The sequence below is a fragment of the Thiomicrospira sp. WB1 genome (assembly GCF_001507535.1).
GTDB lineage: Bacteria > Pseudomonadota > Gammaproteobacteria > Thiomicrospirales > Thiomicrospiraceae > Hydrogenovibrio.
In genome coordinates, this window is record NZ_LQBN01000001.1 from 130,064 (window position 1) to 150,341 (window position 20,278).

Sequence of the window (20,278 nt, forward strand, 5' to 3'; positions counted from 1 at the left end):
TTCCTTGATCCCACAAGAAATATTTTCTCAGTCGGTCGTAATCATAAATACGACGCTTCTTCGAAAATTTCCTTGTGAAACGAAGAACTCGACGCCCGAAGGGGTAAGTCGAGAAACCAAGGCACTGTGCAATCTCAGCACAAATTCATGAATCGAAGAAACCGAAGGTAAACATTCGGGTTGAAAAAATGATTTCGAGATAACAGGAAAAGACGGGCGTGGAACGCGTTATAATGCCTGTTTCGGCCTGGGATTGGACAGGAGAAAGCAGATGGACTGGGCACAGCGGGTTTACGCATTGGTTCGCCAAGTGCCGCAAGGCAAGGTGACCACGTATAAAGCGTTGGCGGAGGCGCTTGGTTGTCAAGCCTACCAAGCGGTCGGACAGGCTTTGCACCGAAATCCGACGCCGGACACTGTGCCCTGTCACCGCGTGGTCAAAACGGACGGTGCTTTGGGCGGCTATGCCTGGGGTGTGGCGCAAAAGCGAGCGTTGCTGGCAGCGGAGGGCATCGTGTTCGAGACACCGGATCGGGTGGATCTCGAACAATGTTTTTACCAGGCCTGGTGAACCGAACCGGGCCGTGTAGGCTCACGGGCCGAGCGCCTGCAAAAATCCAATGCGATAAGACCTTGTTTTCGCGTGTCTTATTCCTTATAATGCCGCGTTCTTTACAAAATTCTAGAGAATCGATGTCGATCGCTGTGGCAGCGGACCGATTTTCTGTGCATCCAACGGTAGACAGCAACAAGGAATTCAATCATGAAACGTACTTTTCAACCCAGCGTACTCAAGCGTGCTCGCACTCATGGTTTCCGTGCCCGTATGGCGACCAAGAACGGTCGTAAAATCATCGCTGCACGTCGTGCCAAGGGCCGCAAGCGCCTGACCCCTTAAGTTTTTCTGGCCGGTTTGACGTCATTGGCTGTTTCAAGCAATGCCATGCGTACCCGCGCCAATGCCTCCGATGGACCAGCCAGCGCCGCTCGGCCTGAGCCATTGGAGGCATCCTCTCATGCCTTCCCCAAATCCGTTCGTCTGACCACGCCGGCCGATTACCAGGCGGTCTTTGCCGATGCCTCCAAGTTTGCCAATCGTCACTGGACCTTCATTGTTCGGGTTAATCATCACTCACTCCCCCGTTTGGGTCTGGCGATATCCAAAAAGCAGTTGCCCAAGGCTGTCTGTCGCAATCGGGTAAAAAGATTGGCCCGAGAAGTATTTCGTCAACAAAAATCGAGCCTGAGCGGGTATGATATTGTGGTTTTGGGGCGACGCGGCATGACTGAGCATGATAACGCGACCCTGATCAAAAGTTTTGAACATCTGGTGCGGAAAATTCGGCGCAGTGGCCTGAAGGACGCTTCCGCATCCGATTCGTGAATCGAATGGACGCAATCAACCAGGAAATTACCGCATGAATATGAGAACGTTTTGGTGGCTGGCTCTGGCTTTTACCCTGCTTTGGGTCTGGATGGAGTGGGCCAAATTTCAGCACAAGCAGTCACTGCCCACTGCCAGTGATCGGCCCGCGCAAACCCAGTCAGCCTCGGGAACGAAGGATGTGCCGGACTCGGTCCCGGCCGGGGATGTGCCCACCGCCAATGATCAGGTGACGGATCAGCCCCAGGATGTGCCCTCTGCGCAGGCCGACATTGCCAAGGCTCAGCGCATTCATGTCAAAACCGATGTGCTGGATTTGACCCTCGATACGCAGGGCGGCGACATTCGTGAAGTCTTTCTCCAGGAGTATGCCGCGGCCGATGATCGCAGTCAGCCGTTCCAGCTGATGGGCGACAGTGGGCAGATGATGTACATTGCCCAAAACGGTTTGGCCACCCAGTCCGGTGCCAACCTGCCTGCGCCGACGCACCGTTCGGTTTATCAGGCGCAGCAGACCCGTTATGAACTGCAGGGCGACACGCTGGATGTGCCCATGACGTGGCAGCAGGATGGGATCAAAGTCACCAAAACCTACCACTTTACCCGCGGGGAGTATGTGGTCGGCGTCAGTTATCGCATTGAGAACCAGTCTGAGCAGGAATGGGCCGGAAGCCTGTACTCACAGCTCAAACGCAACAAATACGACCCGGAACACAGTGCGCTGATGTATACCTACACCGGCCCGGCGTTGTATGACGGCAATGCGGAAGACAAGTTCGTCAAGCACTCCTTTGATGACCTGGAGACCTCACGGATCGAAGGCAAACAGGTCAACGGCGGTTGGGCGGCCATGATCCAGCATTACTTCATTTCAGCGGTGATTCCGGATCAGGAAGCACAGAACCGTTTTTATGCCAAGCCGGTGGGCAATGGTGAATACGCGGCCGGTGTGGTCGAACCCATGTCCAAGCTGGCACCGGGTGAGAGCGCAACGCTCAAAACCGAACTCTATATGGGACCGATCATTCAGAACCGTCTGGAAGACATCGCACCCGGCCTGGAGATGACCGTGGATTACGGCATCTTTACCCTGATTTCCGAGCCGATTTTCTGGGTGTTGGACAAGATTCATTCGTTGGTCGGTAACTGGGGCTGGGCCATCATTATTTTGACCATTCTGATCAAATTGCTGTTCTACAAGCTGTCGGAGACGTCCTATCGTTCCATGGCCAAGCTGAAGAAATTTCAGCCTAAGCTCAAGCAATTGAAAGAAAACTATGGCGATGACAAAGCGCTGTTCCAGCAGAAGATGATGAAGCTCTACAAGGAAGAGAAGATCAATCCGCTGGGCGGGTGCCTGCCGATTCTGGTGCAGATGCCGGTGTTCATTGCGCTTTACTGGGTGTTGCTGTATTCCGCGGAAATGCGTCAGGCGCCTTGGATTCTGTGGATCGATGACCTGTCCACCAAAGACCCTTATTTCATCCTGCCGGTTCTGATGGGGATTTCCATGTGGGTGCAGCAAAAGCTTAACCCGTCGGCGATGATGGATGAGATGCAGCAGAAAGTGATGAAAGCACTGCCGTTCATCTTTACCGTCTTCTTTATGTTCTTCCCGGCCGGTCTGGTTCTATACTGGCTGGTGAACAACATTCTGTCGGTGGCCCAGCAGTGGTACATCACCCGCAAAATCGAAGCCGGTGAAGAAAAATAAAGGATCTGTGATGCAGCTGACCTACGAAAAACCTGGAAAAGACCATCCGATGTTCGGACGGGTTGACTTCATTGTCGCCGATGGCACCACCCCGCTGTGCTACAAAGTCGGCGAGCAGTACCTGCCGCTGGAAACCGGTGCTCAGCCGGCTGCGCAGACGACATCCGACGCGTCCTCCTCGGCTTCGGTGGCCACCCGTGATCTGTTCGTCTTGTCGTTCAAAATCAATGACGAGGCAGAAGAAATGACCTTCACCTCGAAAAAGAAGCTGGACAAAGCCCGTACGGCTTTGAGCGAGCGGCCATTTGTCTCGGATCTGGCCGTTAAAACCTATCAAGTGCTGGCCGAGTAGTGGTTGTGCGCCGGCGCCTGTTTTCTCAACGCCCATTACGGGCGTTTTTTGTCTCTATGATCGCCGTCATGGGCGGTTGTCATGACTGATCCGTTGTTGTCCGCGCACAGCGAAACCATCGTTGCGCTGGCCACGCCACCGGGTCGGGGCGGCGTTGGGATTGTGCGTGTGTCAGGCCCCAAGAGCCGGGCCATCGCCGAGGCCATGCTGGGCACCTGTCCGGCCCCACGTTATGCGCATTACGGCCCTTTTTACGGCGAAGACGGGGCAGTGCTGGATGAAGGCATTGCCCTGTTTTTCAAGGGGCCGCATTCGTTCACTGGCGAAGACGTGGTCGAATTTCAGGGCCACGGTGGCCCGGTGGTGATGCAGTGGTTGCTCAACCGTGCCGTGGCGCTGGGCGCGCGACTGGCTGAGCCGGGTGAATTTTCTCAACAGGCGTTTCTCAATGACAAGTTGGATCTGGCTCAGGCCGAAGCCATTGCCGATTTGATTGAAGCCAGCTCCGACCAGGCTGCGCGTTCAGCACTGCGTTCGCTTCAGGGGGCCTTCTCCGACGAAATCCATGCCCTGGTGGAAGCGCTGATCGCTCTGCGGATTTATGTGGAAGCGGCGATTGACTTTCCCGATGAGGAAATCGACTTTCTCAGCGACGGTAAGGTGGCGGCTGACTTGGACGCGATTGCCCAGCAGCTCGACAGCGTGCTGGCCCGTTCGCGCCAGGGGGCCATGCTGCGCGACGGTTTGTCTGTGGTGATTCTGGGGCGGCCCAATGCGGGCAAATCCAGTTTGCTCAATGCCCTGTCAGGCCGCGAATCGGCGATTGTGACCGACATTGCCGGAACCACCCGCGACATTGTGAAAGAAGAAATTGTCATCGATGGATTGCCCTTGCATGTGCTGGATACCGCCGGTTTGCGCGAGGCCACTGATGCGGTGGAAAAAATCGGCATCGAGCGTGCCTGGGCCGCGCTGGATCAAGCCGATCACGTGTTGGTGATGGTGCAGGCGGGGGAGAGCATGGACGAATCTGACCGCCGCATCCTTGACCGCCTGCCGGAGGGTATTCCTGTGACCCTGATTCACAATAAAATCGATCTGATTGAAAAAACACCAGGCCTGGTCAAAAATGACGCCGCGGAGCAGGCAAAAAGCGGGGTGGAAACCCAGATTTGGCTGTCGGCCAAACACGGCGCCGGGCTGGGCCTGCTGACCCGGCATCTGAAAGAGCGCATGGGATTGGTGCAAACCGGGGAAGGCGTGGTCATGGCCCGCGAACGCCACATTCAGGCGCTGGAAGTGGCGCAGCAATTCGTGGCGTCGGGAGCGGTGCAGTTGCATGAGTTTGCCGCCGGTGAGCTGCTGGCGGAAGATCTGCGTCAGGCCCAACAGGCACTGTCGTCGATCACCGGCGAATTCACCTCCGACGATCTGCTGGGTCGGATTTTTTCATCCTTCTGTATCGGGAAATAGCAATGTTACGGATCATGAATTGGATTGTTGGCTGGTTCGGCTATGAATGGGTGCTTGATTCGCGTCCGCGGCCAGTGGAGGATGAGTCGGACCCGATTTCGGATGAGGGCTGGGAAGACGTGCACGCCCATTCGCCTCGCTATCGTTTGCAAAAACGGGCACATACGGGAGCAGAGCATTGAAACAGGCCAAACCGTCCGAGTTGAGCGTGCCAGACCGCCTGAAGCTGGAAAAAACCGGGATCAAACTGGTGATGATCGGGGATGCCCTGATGGCGATTCTCGGGTTTGTGTTCTTTTATGCCACCTATTCCCATGCCATTCTGATGGACGCGGTCTATCCGTTCATTGATCTGGTGGCGGCGCTGTTGACCTTGCGGGTGGTGTCGCTGTTTGCCCGCCAGACGCGCCAGCCGGATTCGAGTCATCACCTCATGGGCTATGCCGTGTTTGAGCCGGTGCTCAACTTCATCAAGGGCATCCTGATTTTGGGGGTGATTCTGGTTGCCTTTTATATGTCGGTTAAGGCTCTGTTTACCGGCGGGCGAATGATCGATGCGCACACGGCGGTGTTTTATTCGGTGTTGGCCTCCCTGATTAATTTCGGTCTGGCCTGGTATCTGCACCGTTTGAATCGCCACGCTCAGTCATCACTGATTGATGTGGACCTGAAGGGCTGGCTGATTGGGGGCTGGCTGTCGATTGCGGTGGGACTGTCGTTTGCGCTGGCGATCTGGCTGGAGCAGTTGGGTTGGTACAGTTGGCTGCCCTACACGGATCCGGTGGTGGTGGTGATTCTGATTCTGGTCATTCTGCCGATGCCATTGAAAATCCTCAAGGATAACGGCTTGCAGATTGTGCGTCGCAGCGGCAACAGTGAGAAAGGGCGCCTGCTGAAGCAGCGCATTGTCAGCGCACTGAGCGGGCTGGCCGATCAGGCGGGGCAACCGGTGACGCCACAAGACGTGAAAATGCGTTATCTGCAGATGGGGCGCATGGTGTATGTGCAGGCGTATGTGTTGCTGCCCGCGCAGACCGACGTGACGCTGAGTCAGCAGGATGCGGCCCGCGCCCGGGTGTATCAGGCGTTGGCCCGGGAATTGGATTATTTTTCACTGGATGTGGTGTTTACCCAGCAAAGCGAGTGGCTGGCCTAGCGTTCTTGTCAGATCGGCTCGCGCTCGGAACAAAGGAGTCACAATGGATCATCAACGACAGGAAGCAGCGATGAGGCCAATCCGTTGGCGCCCGGTGCATCTGATGGGCTGGCTTTTGGCTGGGTTGATGGGTGGCCTGAGCGGCTGTACGCCTGCGGATTCGGATGCGGCCTCACAAGCCGAGCCGCCGCCGGTGGTGCAGGCGTTTGCACTTGAGCGGGCTCCCCTGCCGGGCCGAACCCTGCAGGGCACGATTGAGCCGCGCTTTGCCAGTGCACTGAGTTTTCGCGTCGGCGGTAAGCTGATCGAGCGCGGGGTGGACGTGGGGGACCGACGTGAGCCGGGGGCGGTGCTGATGCGGCTTGACCCCACTGACTATCAGCTGACACGGGATACCTTGCAGGCGGACATGCAGGCGACCCGTTCTGAAATCGTCAATGCCCGTGCCGAACTGGCCCGTCTGCAGCGCCTCTTTCAAAAGAATCTGACTTCGGAGCAATCGCTGGATCAGGCAAAAAATCACCTCAATGTCCTCAACGCCCGCTTGAAAGCGCAACAGCGCCAGGCGGCTCAAACCCAGCATCAGATTGATTACACTTCTTTACGTGTGCCCGAGGCCTTGGCGGGGCCGGTTGAGATCACGAGTCTTTTGGCGGAAAAAGGCGAGGTCGTTCGTGCCGGCCAACCGGTGCTGCGTCTGGCCAGTGTGCAGCCCACCGAGGTCAAGGTGGCACTGCCTCGGTCTATGCGAGCCAACCCCCCCGCGCAACTGGCGCTCTCTTTGGCGTCAGCCTCGTTTTCGCTTTCCCTGAAACGTATGGGCGATCAAGCCGACGCTCAGAGCCGGACCTGGCCCGCCTGGTATGGTCTGGCCGATCACCAAAATCACCAGGCCTGGTTAAAACAGGCCCATTGGGGCGAGACGGTGACCTTGTCAGAAGCGGACACGCCCAGCGCTTGGCGCGTGCCCGTGAGTGCGGTGTTGCGACGCGGGTCGGGTGCCACAGTGTGGCGCCTGCTCGCCGATGAGACCGTTGATACCGGGTATCGTTTGGTGGCGTTACCCGTCACAGTGGTGTCAATCAATCATCAATGGGCCTGGATTGAGACGCCCTCTGATGCTGATCTGATGGCGGGGGATGAGTTGGTGGCGTTCGGGGCGCATCGACTCCATGCCGGACAAACGGTACGGAGGCTGGCGCCTTGAGTTCCAAGCAGCGTTTCAACCTGTCTGCCTATGCGGTGACACACCCGGCGTTAAGCCTGTATTTTCTGGTGGTGGTGGCGCTGGCCGGTTTGTGGGCGTTTATGAACATGGGCCGTGCCGAAGACCCCAGTTTTGATGTCAATACCATGGTGGTCAGTGCCAGCTGGCCCGGTGCCAGCGCCGAGCAGATGCAGGGCCAGGTGGCGGACCCGCTGACCCGCGAATTGATGAAAATCCGTTATATGGACCGGGTGGAAACCAAAGCCCAGCCCGGTGCCGTCAATCTCCTCATTACCTTTGCCGACCACACGCCCGGCGGGTTGACTCAGGATCTGTATTATCAGGTACGAAAACGACTGACCGATGTGGCCCCAGCGTTACCGCAGGGCGTGCAGGGGCCGGTGTTTAATGATGATTTTGAGGACGTCTACTTCAGTCTGTATGCGCTGACCGCCCCCGGCCTGTCGCAATCGGCGATGCTCGACACCGCCGATCATCTGCAGGTCCAACTCAGTCGGATTCAAGGCGTTAAAAAAGTGGATCTGATCGGTGAACAGGCCTCGCGACTCTGGGTGGATCTGGATTTAACCGCGCTCAGTCAGCGTCAGCTTAGCCCGGCTCAAATTCGACAGGCCCTGCAGGCCCAGTTTTCGGTGACCGCCGGCGGTTTCAGTGACACTCAGGGGCCGCGGCTGTATCTGCGTTCGCGTTTAAACGGCCAAGGCACCGAACCCGACGCCCGGGGCCTGGCGAAACTGCCATTGCAAATCGGTGAACAGAGCCTGCGACTGGGTGACGTGGCCGAGGTGTACGCCGGGGTGCAGGATCCCCCGACCTTTCTGGTGCGCAACCAGGGTGAGCGGGCCCTGATGCTGGGCGTGGTCATGCAGGATCAGACCAATGGCCTGACGCTGGAAGAGCGTCTGAAAGCATTTGAAACCACGCTGCATCAGGATTTGCCGGTGGGGATGCAACTGGACAAAGTGACGAATCAGGCCGATGCGATCAAACGCGCGGTCTCGACGTTTGAACTCAAATTCATGACCGCGCTGCTGGTGGTGTGGCTGGTGAGCCTGGCCACACTGGGGCTGCGCGCCGGAGTGGTGGTGGCATTGGCGGTGCCGTTGACGTTGGCGCTGACGTTTGTGTTCATGGTGGTCGAAGGCTTTAATCTGGATCGGATCACATTGGGTGCGCTGATCATTTCGCTGGGGTTGCTGGTGGACGATGCCATCATTGCGATTGAAATGATGCTGGTCAAAATGAAAGAGGGGCTCGACAAAGCCAGAGCCGCGGCGTTTGCCTGGCAGGTGACCGCGGCCCCGATGCTGGTGGGCACCCTAGTGACGGTGGTGGGGTTTCTGCCCATCGGGCTGGCGCAATCGCGCGTGGGTGATTACGCCGGTGGCATTTTCTGGGTGCTGGGCACCACTTTGATTGCGTCCTGGCTGGTGGCGGTGTATTTCATCCCCTATCTGGGGGTAAAGCTGCTCAAGGTGACGCCTGCGCATGCCACCGGCTCGGGTGATGACCCTTATCAGACCCGGTTTTACCAACGCTTGCGCTCACTGATCAAAGGTTGTGTGCGTCGTCGAAAAACCGTGGTGGCGACCACCATCGGCGTGTTTGGGCTTTCGGTGGTGGGCATGGCCACCCAGGTGGAAAAACAGTTTTTCCCCAGCTCGGATCGACCGGAGCTGATGGTGGATGTGTATCTGCCCAAAGGCTCGTCGATCCGGGCCACCGATGCGGTGGTCCGCGAGCTGGAAACGGTGATCAAAGACTACGATGAGGTCGAATCCCTGTCGGCCTATGTGGGGCAGGGCGCGCCGCGCTTCTTTCTGGCTCTGAATCCGGAGTTGCCCAATCCGGCGTTTGCCAAGATCATTGCGGTGACGCACGACAAAGAAGCCCGCGTGGCCTTGCGTGACAAGCTGCAGGCTCGGATTGATGCCGGCGAATTCAGTGAGGCCAGAGTCCGCGTGCATCCGTTATTGTTTGGTCCGCCGGTGCAGTGGCCTGTGAGTTTTCGTGTGATGGGGCCGGAGCTGGATCAGTTGCGCCCGGTGGCGCAGCGTTTGCGCACGATTATGGCCGAACAGGCGTTTACCCGTGACCCGCACATCCAGTGGGGCGAACAGGCCCCGGTGCTTGAGCTGGACTTCAACGCTGATCGTCTGGCGCGTCTGGGATTGACGCAGCAGGCCGTCAAGGCGCAATTGGCGGCGGCTCTGCAGGGGGCGGTGGCGACTGAAATCAAACGCGATCGGCGCACGCTGGCGATCAAGGTGCGTGCCGATGAGTCTGCACGCACCGATCCTTCACGCCTGGCGGATTTGCCCATTCGTCTGCCAGCATCAGACACGGCCGCAACGCCAACGGTGCCGCTGTCGCATTTGGCCGAACTGCGCTGGGCGCATGGACTGCCCTGGATGGAGCGGCGCAATCGCGAACCGGTGTTGCAGGTCAATGCCCAGATCGTTGCCGGCATGCAGCCGCCGGTGGCCACAGAGACGTTGATGCAGGCGTTTGCGCCGGTCCTCAGTGACCTGCCTCACAATGTCCGGGTCGAAGTGGCCGGGTCGGTGGAGGAGTCGTCCAAGGCACAAAGCTCGATCCAGGTGATGATGCCGTTGATGCTGCTGGTGATCTCCTTGTTAATCATGCTGCTGGTCAAGTCGATCAGTACGTTGTTTATGGTGTTGGTCACGGCGCCGCTGGGCCTGATCGGCGCGGTGGCGGCGATGCTGCTGTTTGATCAGCCGTTTGGCTTTGTCGCCAATCTGGGGCTGATCGGGTTGGGGGGCATTTTGATGCGTAACACCTTGATTTTGACCGGACAGATTGACGACAATCGCCGTCAGGGCATGGCGTTGAGCGAAGCCCTGGTGGATGCCACGGTTCGTCGGGCCCGGCCAGTGATTCTGACGGCGCTGGCGGCCATGCTGGCGTTTATCCCTTTGACCACGTCCACTTTCTGGGGGCCGATGGCCTATGTCCTGATCGGTGGGATCGGCGTGGGCACCGTGCTGACCCTCGTGTTTTTGCCGGCGCTGTATGCGCTCTGGTTTCGGGTCAGGGTGGCGTAGATGGGGTATGCGGTGCCAGCGCGGCCCCATGAGGCCGAGATTGAGGTCAAAAAGAGCCGGTTTCTGGCGTTTGCGCATCCGGTTGAATCACGTGAGCAAGCCATGGCGATTGTGGCCGACTATAAGGCAGCTTACCCGGATGCGCGTCATCATTGCTGGGCCTATCAGCTGGGTGACCCGGCCTGTCCTTACAATGCGGGCATGGACGACGACGGCGAACCCTCCGGCACGGCGGGCAAGCCGATTTTGAATGTGCTCAGTCACAAGGACGTGGGCGATGTGCTGGTGGTGGTGGTGCGTTATTTTGGCGGCGTGAAATTGGGCGCCGGGGGGTTAACTCGCGCCTACGCCCAATCGGCGCAGGCGGTGATGGAAACCTTGCCGGTGATCGAAAAGATTGCGCGGCTGGCGGTGCAGGTGACCGGAGATTTTGCCTGTGAGCAGTGGCTGCGTCACCAGGCTGCGCTGTTTGATGCCGAGGTAGCCGCGGTCGATTACGGGCAAAAAGTCTGTGTGACCCTTTACTGGCCCGAAGCCCAGTGGCCTGAATTCCAGGCCATGCTCGAGGCTCAGGCCAGTATTGAAAGCTGGAAGCGCCCGCAGGAGGCCTAAAAACCACCAGGCCTGGTGTGTTTGAACGAAGACAATTGAATTAGATGATAAGGATGCAAGGAGCAGGCATGTACAATCAGGCAACGTCCGGTTTTTTCAAAGGCATGAACCCATTACTGACCCTCAGTGCTTTGACACTGGTGGTGCTGTCGGTGATGGCCGGCAGTGTCTATACCGATGAATCGGCGCTGTTGATTTCGGCGTTGCGTCAGTGGCTCAACCCGCTGCTCGAATGGTATTACGTGGTGCTGGTGGCGTTTCTGCTGTTTTTTATGGTCTGGCTGGGCATTGGCCGTTTTAAAAATGTGCGCCTCGGGCGTGATTTTGAGAAGCCGGAGTTCACCTTTTTTTCCTGGGTCAGCATGCTGTTTGCCGCTGGGACCGGGGTGGGCATTCTGTTCTGGTCGGTGGCGCAACCGATTCTGCAGTTTCGGGACAACCCGTTCATCGATGTGGCGGCCACGGATGCGGATGCGGCGGTGGTGGCCTTGCGTCTGACGTTTTTTCACTGGGGGATCAATGGCTGGGCGATTTTCTCGTTTGTGGCGCTGGCGATGGGGTATTTTGCGTTTCGGCATGACCTGCCGCTGACCGTCCGCTCGGTTTTGTATCCGATTTTGAAAGAGCGGGTGCACGGTCGCTGGGGCGATCTGGTGGATCTGCTCGCGGTGTTTGCCACCATTTTTGGGATTGCCACCACGCTGGGGCTGGGGGTGCAGCAGATGAACGCCGGGCTGGAATCGGTCTTTGGTTGGCCCACCACCACCCAGTTGCAGCTGATTGTGATCGGTGTGATCATGACCATTGCCACGGTGTCGATTGTCTCGGGGGTGTCAAAAGGCGTGCGCCTGCTTTCGGAAATGAACTTCTGGCTCAGCATTGCCGCGGTGGTGTTTATTCTGACGCTGGGTCCGACCCAATACCTGATCGGCCTGACCATTGAAGCCACGGGGGACTACATCCAAAATCTACTGCGCATGACCTTTCATACCAATGTGACCCATCAGACCGAATGGCAGGCGGACTGGACGGTGTTTTTCTGGGGCTGGTGGCTGGCCTGGTCGCCGTTTGTGGGCATGTTTATCGCGCGGATTTCGCGCGGGCGCACCTTTCGTGAATTTGTCATGGGGGTGTTGCTGGTGCCGACCTTGATCACGATTGTCTGGATCGGACTGTTTGGTGGCACCGCCCTGTTTCATGAGCTGTTTGGCGGCGGGGGCGTGGTCGCGGCCGTGGAGAACAATGTGTCCACCGCTTTGTATGTCACCATCGACCGGCTGGATCTCGGCCTGCTCGGGACGGTGGTGTCCGGGCTGCTGATTGTCCTGATCGGCACCTTTCTGATTACCTCGGCCAATGCCGGGACACTGGTGGTCAACACCATCCTCTCAGGCGGGGACAGTAACCCGCCAACTCTACACCGTATCATTTGGGGCATTTTTCTCGGCGGCTTGACCGCGACCCTGCTGGTGTTGGGCGGGCTGCAGACGCTTCAGTCGGCGGTCATCGCCGCTGCGGTGCCGTTTTCCATCATCGTGGTGATGATGATTGTGGGGCTGGTCAAGGCACTGGATGAAGAGCGCTACTCGGCTCGTGCCGGTGAGCGCACCACCGCGCCGGCCGAACCTTGGATCGTGGCCGAGACGACGGACGACCCGCGTGATGACAGCGCCACAAGTACAACGAATTAATCGATCAGAAGGGTGTCATGCAAGCGTCACTCTGATCACGGCGCGTCAATGCTAAGATAAAGCGGACGTTTACGGCCCTGAGGAAATACAGGAGGCACGCATGACACTGATGCAAGGATTGACTGCGGCCATGCCGGTGCTGGCGGTGCTCGTGTTTCTGGTGATGTTGCGCTTGCCGGCCAGCCGCGCCATGCCGTTGAGTCTGCTGCTGGTGGCGGCACTGGCCTGGCAGGTCTGGGGCATGCCGGTCGATTACATTGCCGCCTCGGTGCTGGAAGGCTGGGTCATCGGCGCGGCGATTCTGATCATTGTCTTTGGCGCGATTGTGTTGCTCAACACGCTCAAAGTCAGCGGGGCCGTGGACACCATTCGTCAGGGGTTCAGCGGTATTTCGCCCGATCGCCGGGTGCAGACGGTGATTGTGGGCTGGCTGTTTGTCGCCTTTCTGGAAGGGGCCAGTGGTTTCGGGACCCCGGCCGCCATTGTCGCGCCATTGTTGATGGCGCTCGGGTTTCCGGCGCTGGCGGCGGTGACGCTGGCGCTGATCGCAGACAGCGCGGCCGTGTCTTATGGCGCCGTGGGCACGCCGGTGATCGTTGGCATCGGTGAAGGGGTCGAGGGCATCACCTACCAACAAATGATGGAGGTCGCCGTCACGGCCAGTCTGATTGATGTGATGGTGGCGAGTTTCTTGCCGTTGCTGATGGTGATGTTGCTGACGCGCTTTTTCGGCGAAAACAGAAGCTGGCGTGAAGGGCTGGGCGCGTGGAAATTTGCGTTGCTGGGCGGCTTTTCCTTTACCTTGCCTGCCCTCGGGGTTGCCTGGTTGCTGGGGCCAGAGTTTCCGGCGATTCTGGGCGGTCTGATCGGGCTGGTCATCACGGTGACCGCCGCCCGCCATCATTTTCTGACGCCAAAAACGGTGTGGGGCTTTGCCTCCGATACCCCACAGACGGCGCAAAGCCTTCACAAACCCACACCAGGCCTGGTCAAAATTCAAGGGTGTGAGAAAACCCCGGCGCTGTCGTGCCTGGCGGTGGAGCCGGTACGTCACCATTGCCTGCCTTTGTGGCAGGCTTGGATGCCGTATGTGCTGGTGGCGGCGGTGTTGGTGCTGACGCGTCTGGAGGTCTTGCCGCTCAAAGACTGGCTACAGGGGGTGGAATGGCAATTTCCTCGCTTGTTGGGCACGGAAATTTCCGCCAGTCTGGCGCCTTTGTATCTGCCCGGCAGCGTGTTTGTGGTGATTGCGTTGCTGACCTGGGCGCTGCACCGGGTGCCGGCCCGACAGATCGGTTTGGCCTGGGGACGTTCGTTCAGGGTGCTGGTGCCGACGGTGATCGCATTGGCCGCGTCGGTGCCGATGGTGCGCATCTTTTTGAATTCGGGCGAGAATGCCGCCGAGCTGGCGAGCATGCCGCTGGCACTGGCGCAGTTGGCGGCGGAGACGTTTGCCGGGCAATGGCCTTTGGCGGCTCCTTTTGTGGGCGCACTGGGCAGTTTTGTTGCCGGTTCGGCCACCTTTTCCAATATGATGTTCTCCCAGCTTCAGGCCTCGACCGCCGAGGCGCTGTCGATGCCCAGTCACTGGATTCTGGCGCTGCAGATGCTTGGGGCCAATGCGGGGAACATGATTTGCGTGGTCAATGTGGTGGCCGCCGCTTCCGTGGTGAATCTTGCTGGAAAAGAGGGGCAGATTATCCGCTACACCCTGGGGCCGATGCTGTTTTATGCCACCGCCGTCGGCGCGGTGGCCTGGGGGCTGATGCAATGGTTGCCCGTCTGATTGAGGGTCATTCCACCTTCTGAATGGCGGCAGTAAACCCTTTTAGTGAGACATTGATCACCAATGGCTTTTTCTGGTTGAAGGGGCGAAAGGCGACTTTGGCGGTGTTGCCTGCTTTCATGGCGCCAAGCAAGGCGGCATCGAGTTTGTGAATGCCCAGACAGCCGTCCTGCAGACAGGTTAAAAAAGGAATCTGATATTCCTTGCCTTCATCGACCTTGAGCAGCAAGCCGCTGGCGACGTTGACCCCGAGAGGCGTGATCAGTTGCAGTCCCAGATTGCCCTGGGCGTCCTGACTGACGGTCACTTGCAGCATGCGCATGGCGCCCTGTTGTGTTTTGCGCTGCAGCGTCTGTTGCGCCTGGCAACGAGTCTGTCCGTTTTGCTGCACACAGACTTCCAGCCAGTCGCCATGCTGCTGACTCTGCGGCGGGTTGCCTTGATTTCCAGCGTTTGAAGCTGGCAGTGGGTTTTGTGACCAGGCAGGATGAACCAACATCAGTCCCAGTGAAAACAGCAGGGGGTGAAGCAATCGAGTCATAACAAGTCTCCGCAAGGTCTCAAAACTTTATTCTAGCTGATGGCAACCGGGCCTGGCCAATCAGGCCATCAGGTAAACCGTGCCGATGACACCGGTAAAATACAGAATCAGGGTCAGTTGCAGCATGCGTTTGTTGGCCTGGCGCGAATTGAGCGCTTCAAAGGCCGGCCATTGTCGCAGCACCCAGAACCCACCCCAGAGCAACGCCAGCGCCAGGGCGGTCACGATCATGCCGCCGATCAGTATGCTTAACATGGTTAAGGCCTCCGAATGTTATAATGCATCTTTTGTACCCGTGTGAGATGACACCCGTATGACAAGGGCCGAACACAGTCAGTTGGGTCGCACGACCCGTTATTGTAACCAGTATGACCCGTCTTTGCTGTTTCCGATTCCCCGTTCGGAAAAGCGGGATGAACTCGGCATTCAGGCCGAGGCATTGCCATTTTCCGGTGTGGATGTCTGGCAGGCGTTTGAGGTGTCCTGGTTGGATGCGCAGGGTAAGCCGCAGGTTCGTCTGGTGCGTTTCGAGATTCCGGCGTCGTCGCCCAATCTGATTGAATCCAAGTCGTTCAAACTCTATCTGAATTCGTTCAATGGCACCCGCTTTGAATCGGAGCAGGCCGTCACATCGCTGTGGCAGCAGGATTTATCGGACGCCGCCGGTGCTCCGGTGGGGATCAACGTTCAATCGGTGTCCGAACCGCAGACGCTGATTGGCGGACCAGAGGGCATTTGTCTGGATGACGAATCGGTGACGATCGAGCGTTATCAGGTGACGCCGGATTTGCTCAAGGCCGATGATTCGACTCGGGTGGGTGAGACCCTTTACAGCCATCTGTTGAAATCCAACTGTCTGGTGACCGGTCAGCCGGATTGGGGCAGTGTGGTGATCGACTACACGGGCCCCAAAATCGATCGTGCCGCGCTGTTGAAGTATCTGGTGTCGTTTCGTGAGCACAACGAATTTCATGAGCAGTGCGTGGAACGGGTCTTTACCGATCTCAAGCGCCACTGCCAGCCGGAAAAGCTGACGGTGTATGCGCGTTACGTGCGCCGCGGCGGGCTCGACATCAACCCTTATCGCTCTGACTGGCAAACCGAGTTTGATTTGCGCCGCTGGGTGCGGCAATAAGGGCAGTTTCAGTGTTTTCTGATATGCACGAAAACCCTGGGGTTTTTGTCGTCAAGCCGGATTGACTGCGTTAGAATGGCATTTTATGAGTGAACTGAATGCTTCGTCCGACCTGTCTTCGCAAGCGGCCTCTGCGGCCGAGGGGCAAAGTGCGCCAGCCGATGCCAACCTGGTGGTGTCGCACTTTATGCACGCCGGGATTGAAACCTGTGCGCCGGACACCCCAATCAAACAGGTCATACGCTATCTCAGTCGCAAAAACATCGGCTCGATTCTGGTCTCGGACGACGAGGATGTGGTGGGCATCTGGACCCGCACCGATCTGCTCAAACTCGACATCACCCACCCAGAAATTCTGTCTGAGCCCATTCGCACCGTGATGAATTCGCCGGTGTGTCGCATTCATCAGGACGAACTGGTGTCCTCGGCCACCTATCTGTTTCACAAAAAGCACATTCATCATCTGCTGGTGGTGGACCATGCCGAATACCCCGTCGGGGTGGTGTCGGAATCGGATCTGGTGAATGCCAAGTTCAGTGATGGATTTCTGGATGCGATTTCCATTCGTGAATTGCTGAACGGTCATTTGCATTACATTGAAGGCGGCGCCGATTTGTGCCGGGTACAAAAAGCCATGGCCAACTGGGATGTGGACGCGCTGGTGGTGGCCGATCAGGGCGACTACGGCATTGTCTCCATGCGGGATCTGTTGCGGTGCTTTGCCGAACGCGAGACGTTTGAAGGCGTTTACGCCCGTGACATCGCTTCGTTTCCCCTGCAATCGGTTCTGCATACCCAGAGTCTGAGTTATGTGCGCCAGTATATGGTATCGCACAATTTTCATCACATTGGGGTGGAAGATGAAAACGGCAATCTCGTCGATCTGATAAGCTTTTCAGAGTTATTGCATCAGATCGAAGAGAATTTTTATTATCAGACCAGTCGCAGCATCAAAGAAAAAGAGCAGCGTATTCTGGAAGCGGAAACGCTGTATCGTGACTTGCTGAGCCTGTCCAATGATGGCGTGGTGATTTATCAGGACAACGTGATCACCTTTGCCAATGACGAAGCCTGTCGAATGCTGGACATGGATGAGGCGGCCCTGATCGGCAAGGATTTTCTGTCCTTGTTGCCACAAAGCGACCGGGCTGAATTTCGAGCCCGGCTGGCGGCGTTTGATCACCACAAACCCGAAGTGACCGTTGCCTGCCTGTGTACCGCTTCCGGCGCCTCGATCAATGTGGAACTCAACCATAAACCCATTACCTATCATGCCGAACCGGCACACTTGCTCGTGATCACGGATTTGACTCTGCAGGAGGAGTCCGAACGTTTCCAGAAGTTGACGCGCTCGGTGTTCGATAACGCCGGGGAGGGAATTCTGGTCACCGACAAAGATAACCGTTTTGTTCTGGTCAACCGGACGTTTGAGCAGATCACCGGTTACACGTCGGAGGAAGTGCTGGGACTGGACCCGGTGATTCTCAGTTCCGGCAAACAGACGGGCAGCTTTTACGCGCAGATGTGGCAATCGCTTCAGGATACCGACAGTTGGGAAGGGGAAATCTGGAACCGCAAAAAAGACGGCACCATCTACCCGGAATGGCTGACCATCAATGCTGTGCGCGACAAAGAGGGTGAGGTCCTGCACTATGTCGGTTTAATGAATGATCTAAGCAAACAGAAAGAGACCGAAGAAGAAATCAATCGACTGTCTTTCTACGACATTCTGACCGGTTTGCCCAATGTGACGCTGTTCAAGAACCGTCTGAATCAGGTGATGGCAAAAAACCGGCGCACGCAGGACAAAATGGCGCTGCTGATCATCGACATTGCCCGGTTTAAAATGATCAATGATGCCCTGGGTTATGAGCACGGGGATCGTTTGCTGGTGCAAATCGCGCAACGCCTGGAAACCCTGCTCGGCACCGAAGATGCGGTGGCACGAATGGGCGCGGATAATTTTCTGGTGCTGATCGAACCAATTCAGGAAGCTGATCAGGCCGCCGCGCTGGCCAAAAAACTGATCAAGGGGTTTGAAACCCCGTTTGAAGTGGACGGCCAGGCGCATGTCATCGACATCAAAATCGGGATCGCCCTCAATGAAGAAGAGAGTCAAAAGGGCGCCGATTTGATGAAGTCGGCTGATGAAGCATTGTTTGAGGCCAAAAAGCTGCCACACAGTGGTTATGTCTTCCATTCGTCGGAGCTGACCACAGCGACGTCGGAATTGTTTTTCTACGAAAAAGAATTGCGCCGAGGCATCGAGCAACAGGAGTTGCAGGCCTACTTTCAGCCGCAAATCTGTCTGCAGACCAATCAGGTCATGGGGGCCGAAGCGCTGGTACGCTGGCTACACCCGGATATGGGGGTGGTCGCGCCCAATAAATTCATCGGCATCAGTGAATCCACCGGTCTGATCATTCCGCTCGGGCGCCAGATACTGAAACAGGCCTGTGAGCAGTGGCAGGCCTGGTCAAAAATGGGGTTGCGCCTGTCGCGCATTTCGGTGAATGTGTCCAAAGTGCAGCTGGTGCATCAGGCATTTGTGGATTCGGTGGCGCAAGTGCTGGCCGAGACGGGGATTCCACCCGAAGTGCTGGAACTGGAAGTGACCGAGAGCTTCCTGCTGCAGAACGAACAGGAAGGGATTCGCGTGCTCAATGAACTTAAACAACTGGGTGTGTTGTTGTCGATGGATGACTTTGGCACGGGCTTTTCCTCGTTGAGTTATCTGAAAAAACTGCCGTTGGACCAGCTCAAAATTGACCAGTCGTTTGTACGATCTCTGCCGGAAAACAATGAAGATCGGGCCATTGTGGACGCCGTGGTCGCGGTGGGCAAAGCCGTGGGCGTTGAAGTGATTGCCGAGGGGGTGGAAACGTCCACGCAGGCGGATTACCTGCAGAATCAGGGATGTGATCTGGGGCAGGGCTATGGTTTTGCCCGGCCCATGCCGCCTGCTGAGTTTCCGGACTGGTGGCGCACCTTTGACGCCCGCAACACCGAAACCAAACCGTCTGCATGACCCTTTTGTCGGCGACTGATCCATGCCATGTCTGAATTTGTGTTTTCAAATGGGCTGCACGTTCACCAACAATCGCTTGAATGGCAGGCCATTCGTGCGCAGGGACCGGGTGGGCAACATGTCAACAAAGTGGCCACGGCGGTGCAACTGCGTTTTGATATCCGACGTTCCGGACTGCCCGAATGGGTTCAGCACCGATTGTTGTCCCAGCGCGATCACCGTCTGACCAAAGACGGGATCTGGGTGATCAAAGCGCAAAGCCAACGAACCCAATCGGCCAACCGCCAGCAGGCATTGGATCGATTACAGGCCCTGCTGGCCGAGGCATGGGTCCGTCCCAAAAAGCGTGTGCCCACCCGCCCCAAACGCAGCGCCAAACGACGCCGACTCGCTAACAAACGCCACCAAAGTCAGAAAAAAGCACAAAGACAACGGGTCCGTGGCGATGAATGACCCGGTGTTGTCAGCGGTCTGCCCTTTGTGTCAGCATCGTGATCTTTATCCCTTGCGTTGGCGGTCTCAGACATATCTTCGTTGCCGTCACTGCCAGATGGTTCACCTGCCTCGCGTCCATTGCCTGTCGGAGCGCGAGGAAAAAGCCGAATACGACCGCCACTGCAATGACCCCGACGACCCAGGTTATCGCCGCTTTTTATCGCGCAGTTTGGCGCAAGTGACAAAACGGGTGATGCCCCCGGCCATGGGGCTGGATTTTGGTTGCGGCCCTGGCCCAGCGTTGGTGAAAATGGCCGAGGAGCAGGGGTATGTCATGCAGGCTTACGACAAGTTTTATGCACCCGATGAAACCGTTTGGCAACACGCCTATGATTTTATTACCTGCACCGAGGTGGTGGAGCACCTCGCCCATCCCTTGCCCATTTTGGATCGGCTGTGGTCGTTGCTTCGGCCCGATGGGCTTTTGGTGATCCAGACCAAGCGCGTGTTGGACGATGCCCGGTTTGTCCAGTGGCATTACCCGAATGACCCCACGCACATTACCTTTTTCGCCGAAAACAGTTTTCAATGGCTGGCCCAGCGTTGGCAGACGGGTGAGCATTTCCCATGTCAGGACGTGGCTGTTTTTTGCAAGACCCGTGGGTGAGTGGCGAC

General features: G+C 57.4%; 19 protein-coding genes. 17 read left to right on the plus strand and 2 right to left on the minus strand.

Features of this window, described 5'->3' with window-relative positions:
- Positions 1-271 precede the first annotated feature (271 nt).
- The 13 genes from AVO41_RS00600 to AVO41_RS00660 all read left to right on the plus strand — a co-directional run bounded on the left by AVO41_RS00600 (position 272) and on the right by AVO41_RS00660 (position 14,464).
- Entirely contained in the window at positions 272-571 is a 300-nt protein-coding gene (locus tag AVO41_RS00600) for an MGMT family protein (protein ID WP_068581060.1), read from the plus strand.
- Positions 572-763: 192 nt separating this feature from the next.
- Complete coding sequence (rpmH, locus tag AVO41_RS00605; protein ID WP_068581062.1) at positions 764-898, plus strand: 50S ribosomal protein L34; 135 nt, start codon at positions 764-766, stop codon at positions 896-898.
- Between the two features lie 45 nt (positions 899-943).
- Positions 944-1,384 carry a ribonuclease P protein component gene (gene rnpA / locus AVO41_RS00610; protein ID WP_068581067.1) on the plus strand — a complete coding sequence of 147 codons (441 nt, stop codon included), beginning with the start codon at positions 944-946 and terminating at the stop codon, positions 1,382-1,384.
- Positions 1,385-1,418: 34 nt separating this feature from the next.
- Positions 1,419-3,098: a membrane protein insertase YidC gene (gene yidC / locus AVO41_RS00615; protein WP_068581070.1), complete on the plus strand. Its 1,680-nt coding sequence runs from the start codon at positions 1,419-1,421 to the stop codon at positions 3,096-3,098.
- A gap of 10 nt (positions 3,099-3,108) precedes the next feature.
- Positions 3,109-3,450, plus strand: coding sequence for a hypothetical protein (locus tag AVO41_RS00620; protein ID WP_068581073.1), 342 nt, complete (start codon positions 3,109-3,111; stop codon positions 3,448-3,450).
- Between the two features lie 96 nt (positions 3,451-3,546).
- The gene (gene mnmE, locus AVO41_RS00625; protein ID WP_304437698.1) at positions 3,547-4,923 is read left to right on the plus strand and encodes a tRNA uridine-5-carboxymethylaminomethyl(34) synthesis GTPase MnmE; all 1,377 of its coding nucleotides are present in this window, start codon (positions 3,547-3,549) and stop codon (positions 4,921-4,923) included.
- A 14-nt stretch (positions 4,924-4,937) separates the two neighbouring features.
- Complete coding sequence (locus AVO41_RS10725; protein WP_160326759.1) at positions 4,938-5,105, plus strand: hypothetical protein; 168 nt, start codon at positions 4,938-4,940, stop codon at positions 5,103-5,105.
- Positions 5,102-6,079 carry a cation diffusion facilitator family transporter gene (locus AVO41_RS00635; RefSeq protein ID WP_235584619.1) on the plus strand — a complete coding sequence of 326 codons (978 nt, stop codon included), beginning with the start codon at positions 5,102-5,104 and terminating at the stop codon, positions 6,077-6,079. The genes AVO41_RS10725 and AVO41_RS00635 overlap by 4 nt, the downstream gene beginning before the upstream one ends.
- Before the next feature lie 43 nt (positions 6,080-6,122).
- Positions 6,123-7,286 carry an efflux RND transporter periplasmic adaptor subunit gene (locus AVO41_RS00640; protein WP_068581082.1) on the plus strand — a complete coding sequence of 388 codons (1,164 nt, stop codon included), beginning with the start codon at positions 6,123-6,125 and terminating at the stop codon, positions 7,284-7,286.
- The gene (locus AVO41_RS00645) at positions 7,283-10,375 is read left to right on the plus strand and encodes an efflux RND transporter permease subunit (RefSeq protein ID WP_068581090.1); all 3,093 of its coding nucleotides are present in this window, start codon (positions 7,283-7,285) and stop codon (positions 10,373-10,375) included. The genes AVO41_RS00640 and AVO41_RS00645 overlap by 4 nt, the downstream gene beginning before the upstream one ends.
- Complete coding sequence (locus AVO41_RS00650) at positions 10,376-10,987, plus strand: YigZ family protein (protein WP_068581094.1); 612 nt, start codon at positions 10,376-10,378, stop codon at positions 10,985-10,987.
- A gap of 68 nt (positions 10,988-11,055) precedes the next feature.
- Positions 11,056-12,678, plus strand: coding sequence for a BCCT family transporter (locus tag AVO41_RS00655; protein ID WP_068581097.1), 1,623 nt, complete (start codon positions 11,056-11,058; stop codon positions 12,676-12,678).
- 100 nt (positions 12,679-12,778) lie between these two features.
- Entirely contained in the window at positions 12,779-14,464 is a 1,686-nt protein-coding gene (locus tag AVO41_RS00660) for an L-lactate permease (RefSeq protein ID WP_068581100.1), read from the plus strand.
- Positions 14,465-14,471: 7 nt separating this feature from the next.
- On the opposite strand, the gene AVO41_RS00665 is transcribed toward AVO41_RS00660, so the two are convergent.
- Together AVO41_RS00665 and AVO41_RS00670 are read right to left on the minus strand one after the other, a co-directional pair.
- Entirely contained in the window at positions 14,472-15,005 is a 534-nt protein-coding gene (locus AVO41_RS00665) for an invasion associated locus B family protein (protein WP_068581102.1), read from the minus strand.
- A gap of 60 nt (positions 15,006-15,065) precedes the next feature.
- Positions 15,066-15,260, minus strand: coding sequence for a hypothetical protein (locus tag AVO41_RS00670; RefSeq protein ID WP_068581105.1), 195 nt, complete (start codon positions 15,258-15,260; stop codon positions 15,066-15,068).
- Positions 15,261-15,318: 58 nt separating this feature from the next.
- Between AVO41_RS00670 and queF the strand changes: the two genes are divergently transcribed.
- The 4 genes from queF to AVO41_RS00690 all read left to right on the plus strand — a co-directional run bounded on the left by queF (position 15,319) and on the right by AVO41_RS00690 (position 20,270).
- Entirely contained in the window at positions 15,319-16,140 is an 822-nt protein-coding gene (queF, locus tag AVO41_RS00675) for an NADPH-dependent 7-cyano-7-deazaguanine reductase QueF (RefSeq protein ID WP_068581108.1), read from the plus strand.
- Between the two features lie 85 nt (positions 16,141-16,225).
- Positions 16,226-19,168 (plus strand): EAL domain-containing protein, encoded by a 2,943-nt coding sequence (locus AVO41_RS00680; RefSeq protein WP_068581111.1) that lies wholly within the window; start codon positions 16,226-16,228, stop codon positions 19,166-19,168.
- Between the two features lie 27 nt (positions 19,169-19,195).
- Complete coding sequence (gene arfB, locus AVO41_RS00685) at positions 19,196-19,621, plus strand: alternative ribosome rescue aminoacyl-tRNA hydrolase ArfB (protein ID WP_068581113.1); 426 nt, start codon at positions 19,196-19,198, stop codon at positions 19,619-19,621.
- Positions 19,614-20,270 (plus strand): class I SAM-dependent methyltransferase, encoded by a 657-nt coding sequence (locus AVO41_RS00690; protein ID WP_068581116.1) that lies wholly within the window; start codon positions 19,614-19,616, stop codon positions 20,268-20,270. Before arfB ends, AVO41_RS00690 begins: the two co-directional genes overlap by 8 nt.
- The last annotated feature ends 8 nt before the right edge of the window (positions 20,271-20,278 follow it).

Bases quoted from the DNA above. Each gene is read 5' to 3' on its own strand.
- AVO41_RS00600 (WP_068581060.1), top strand. From the start codon at position 272: ATGGACTGGGCACAGCGGGTTTACGCATTGGTTCGCCAAGTGCCGCAA.
- rpmH (WP_068581062.1), top strand. From the start codon at position 764: ATGAAACGTACTTTTCAACCCAGCGTACTCAAGCGTGCTCGCACTCAT.
- rnpA (WP_068581067.1), top strand. From the start codon at position 944: ATGCGTACCCGCGCCAATGCCTCCGATGGACCAGCCAGCGCCGCTCGG.
- yidC (WP_068581070.1), top strand. From the start codon at position 1,419: ATGAATATGAGAACGTTTTGGTGGCTGGCTCTGGCTTTTACCCTGCTT.
- AVO41_RS00620 (WP_068581073.1), top strand. From the start codon at position 3,109: ATGCAGCTGACCTACGAAAAACCTGGAAAAGACCATCCGATGTTCGGA.
- AVO41_RS10725 (WP_160326759.1), top strand. From the start codon at position 4,938: ATGAATTGGATTGTTGGCTGGTTCGGCTATGAATGGGTGCTTGATTCG.
- AVO41_RS00640 (WP_068581082.1), top strand. From the start codon at position 6,123: ATGGATCATCAACGACAGGAAGCAGCGATGAGGCCAATCCGTTGGCGC.
- AVO41_RS00650 (WP_068581094.1), top strand. From the start codon at position 10,376: ATGGGGTATGCGGTGCCAGCGCGGCCCCATGAGGCCGAGATTGAGGTC.
- AVO41_RS00655 (WP_068581097.1), top strand. From the start codon at position 11,056: ATGTACAATCAGGCAACGTCCGGTTTTTTCAAAGGCATGAACCCATTA.
- AVO41_RS00660 (WP_068581100.1), top strand. From the start codon at position 12,779: ATGACACTGATGCAAGGATTGACTGCGGCCATGCCGGTGCTGGCGGTG.
- AVO41_RS00665 (WP_068581102.1), bottom strand. From the start codon at position 15,005: ATGACTCGATTGCTTCACCCCCTGCTGTTTTCACTGGGACTGATGTTG.
- AVO41_RS00670 (WP_068581105.1), bottom strand. From the start codon at position 15,260: ATGTTAAGCATACTGATCGGCGGCATGATCGTGACCGCCCTGGCGCTG.
- queF (WP_068581108.1), top strand. From the start codon at position 15,319: ATGACAAGGGCCGAACACAGTCAGTTGGGTCGCACGACCCGTTATTGT.
- AVO41_RS00680 (WP_068581111.1), top strand. From the start codon at position 16,226: ATGAGTGAACTGAATGCTTCGTCCGACCTGTCTTCGCAAGCGGCCTCT.
- arfB (WP_068581113.1), top strand. From the start codon at position 19,196: ATGTCTGAATTTGTGTTTTCAAATGGGCTGCACGTTCACCAACAATCG.
- AVO41_RS00690 (WP_068581116.1), top strand. From the start codon at position 19,614: ATGAATGACCCGGTGTTGTCAGCGGTCTGCCCTTTGTGTCAGCATCGT.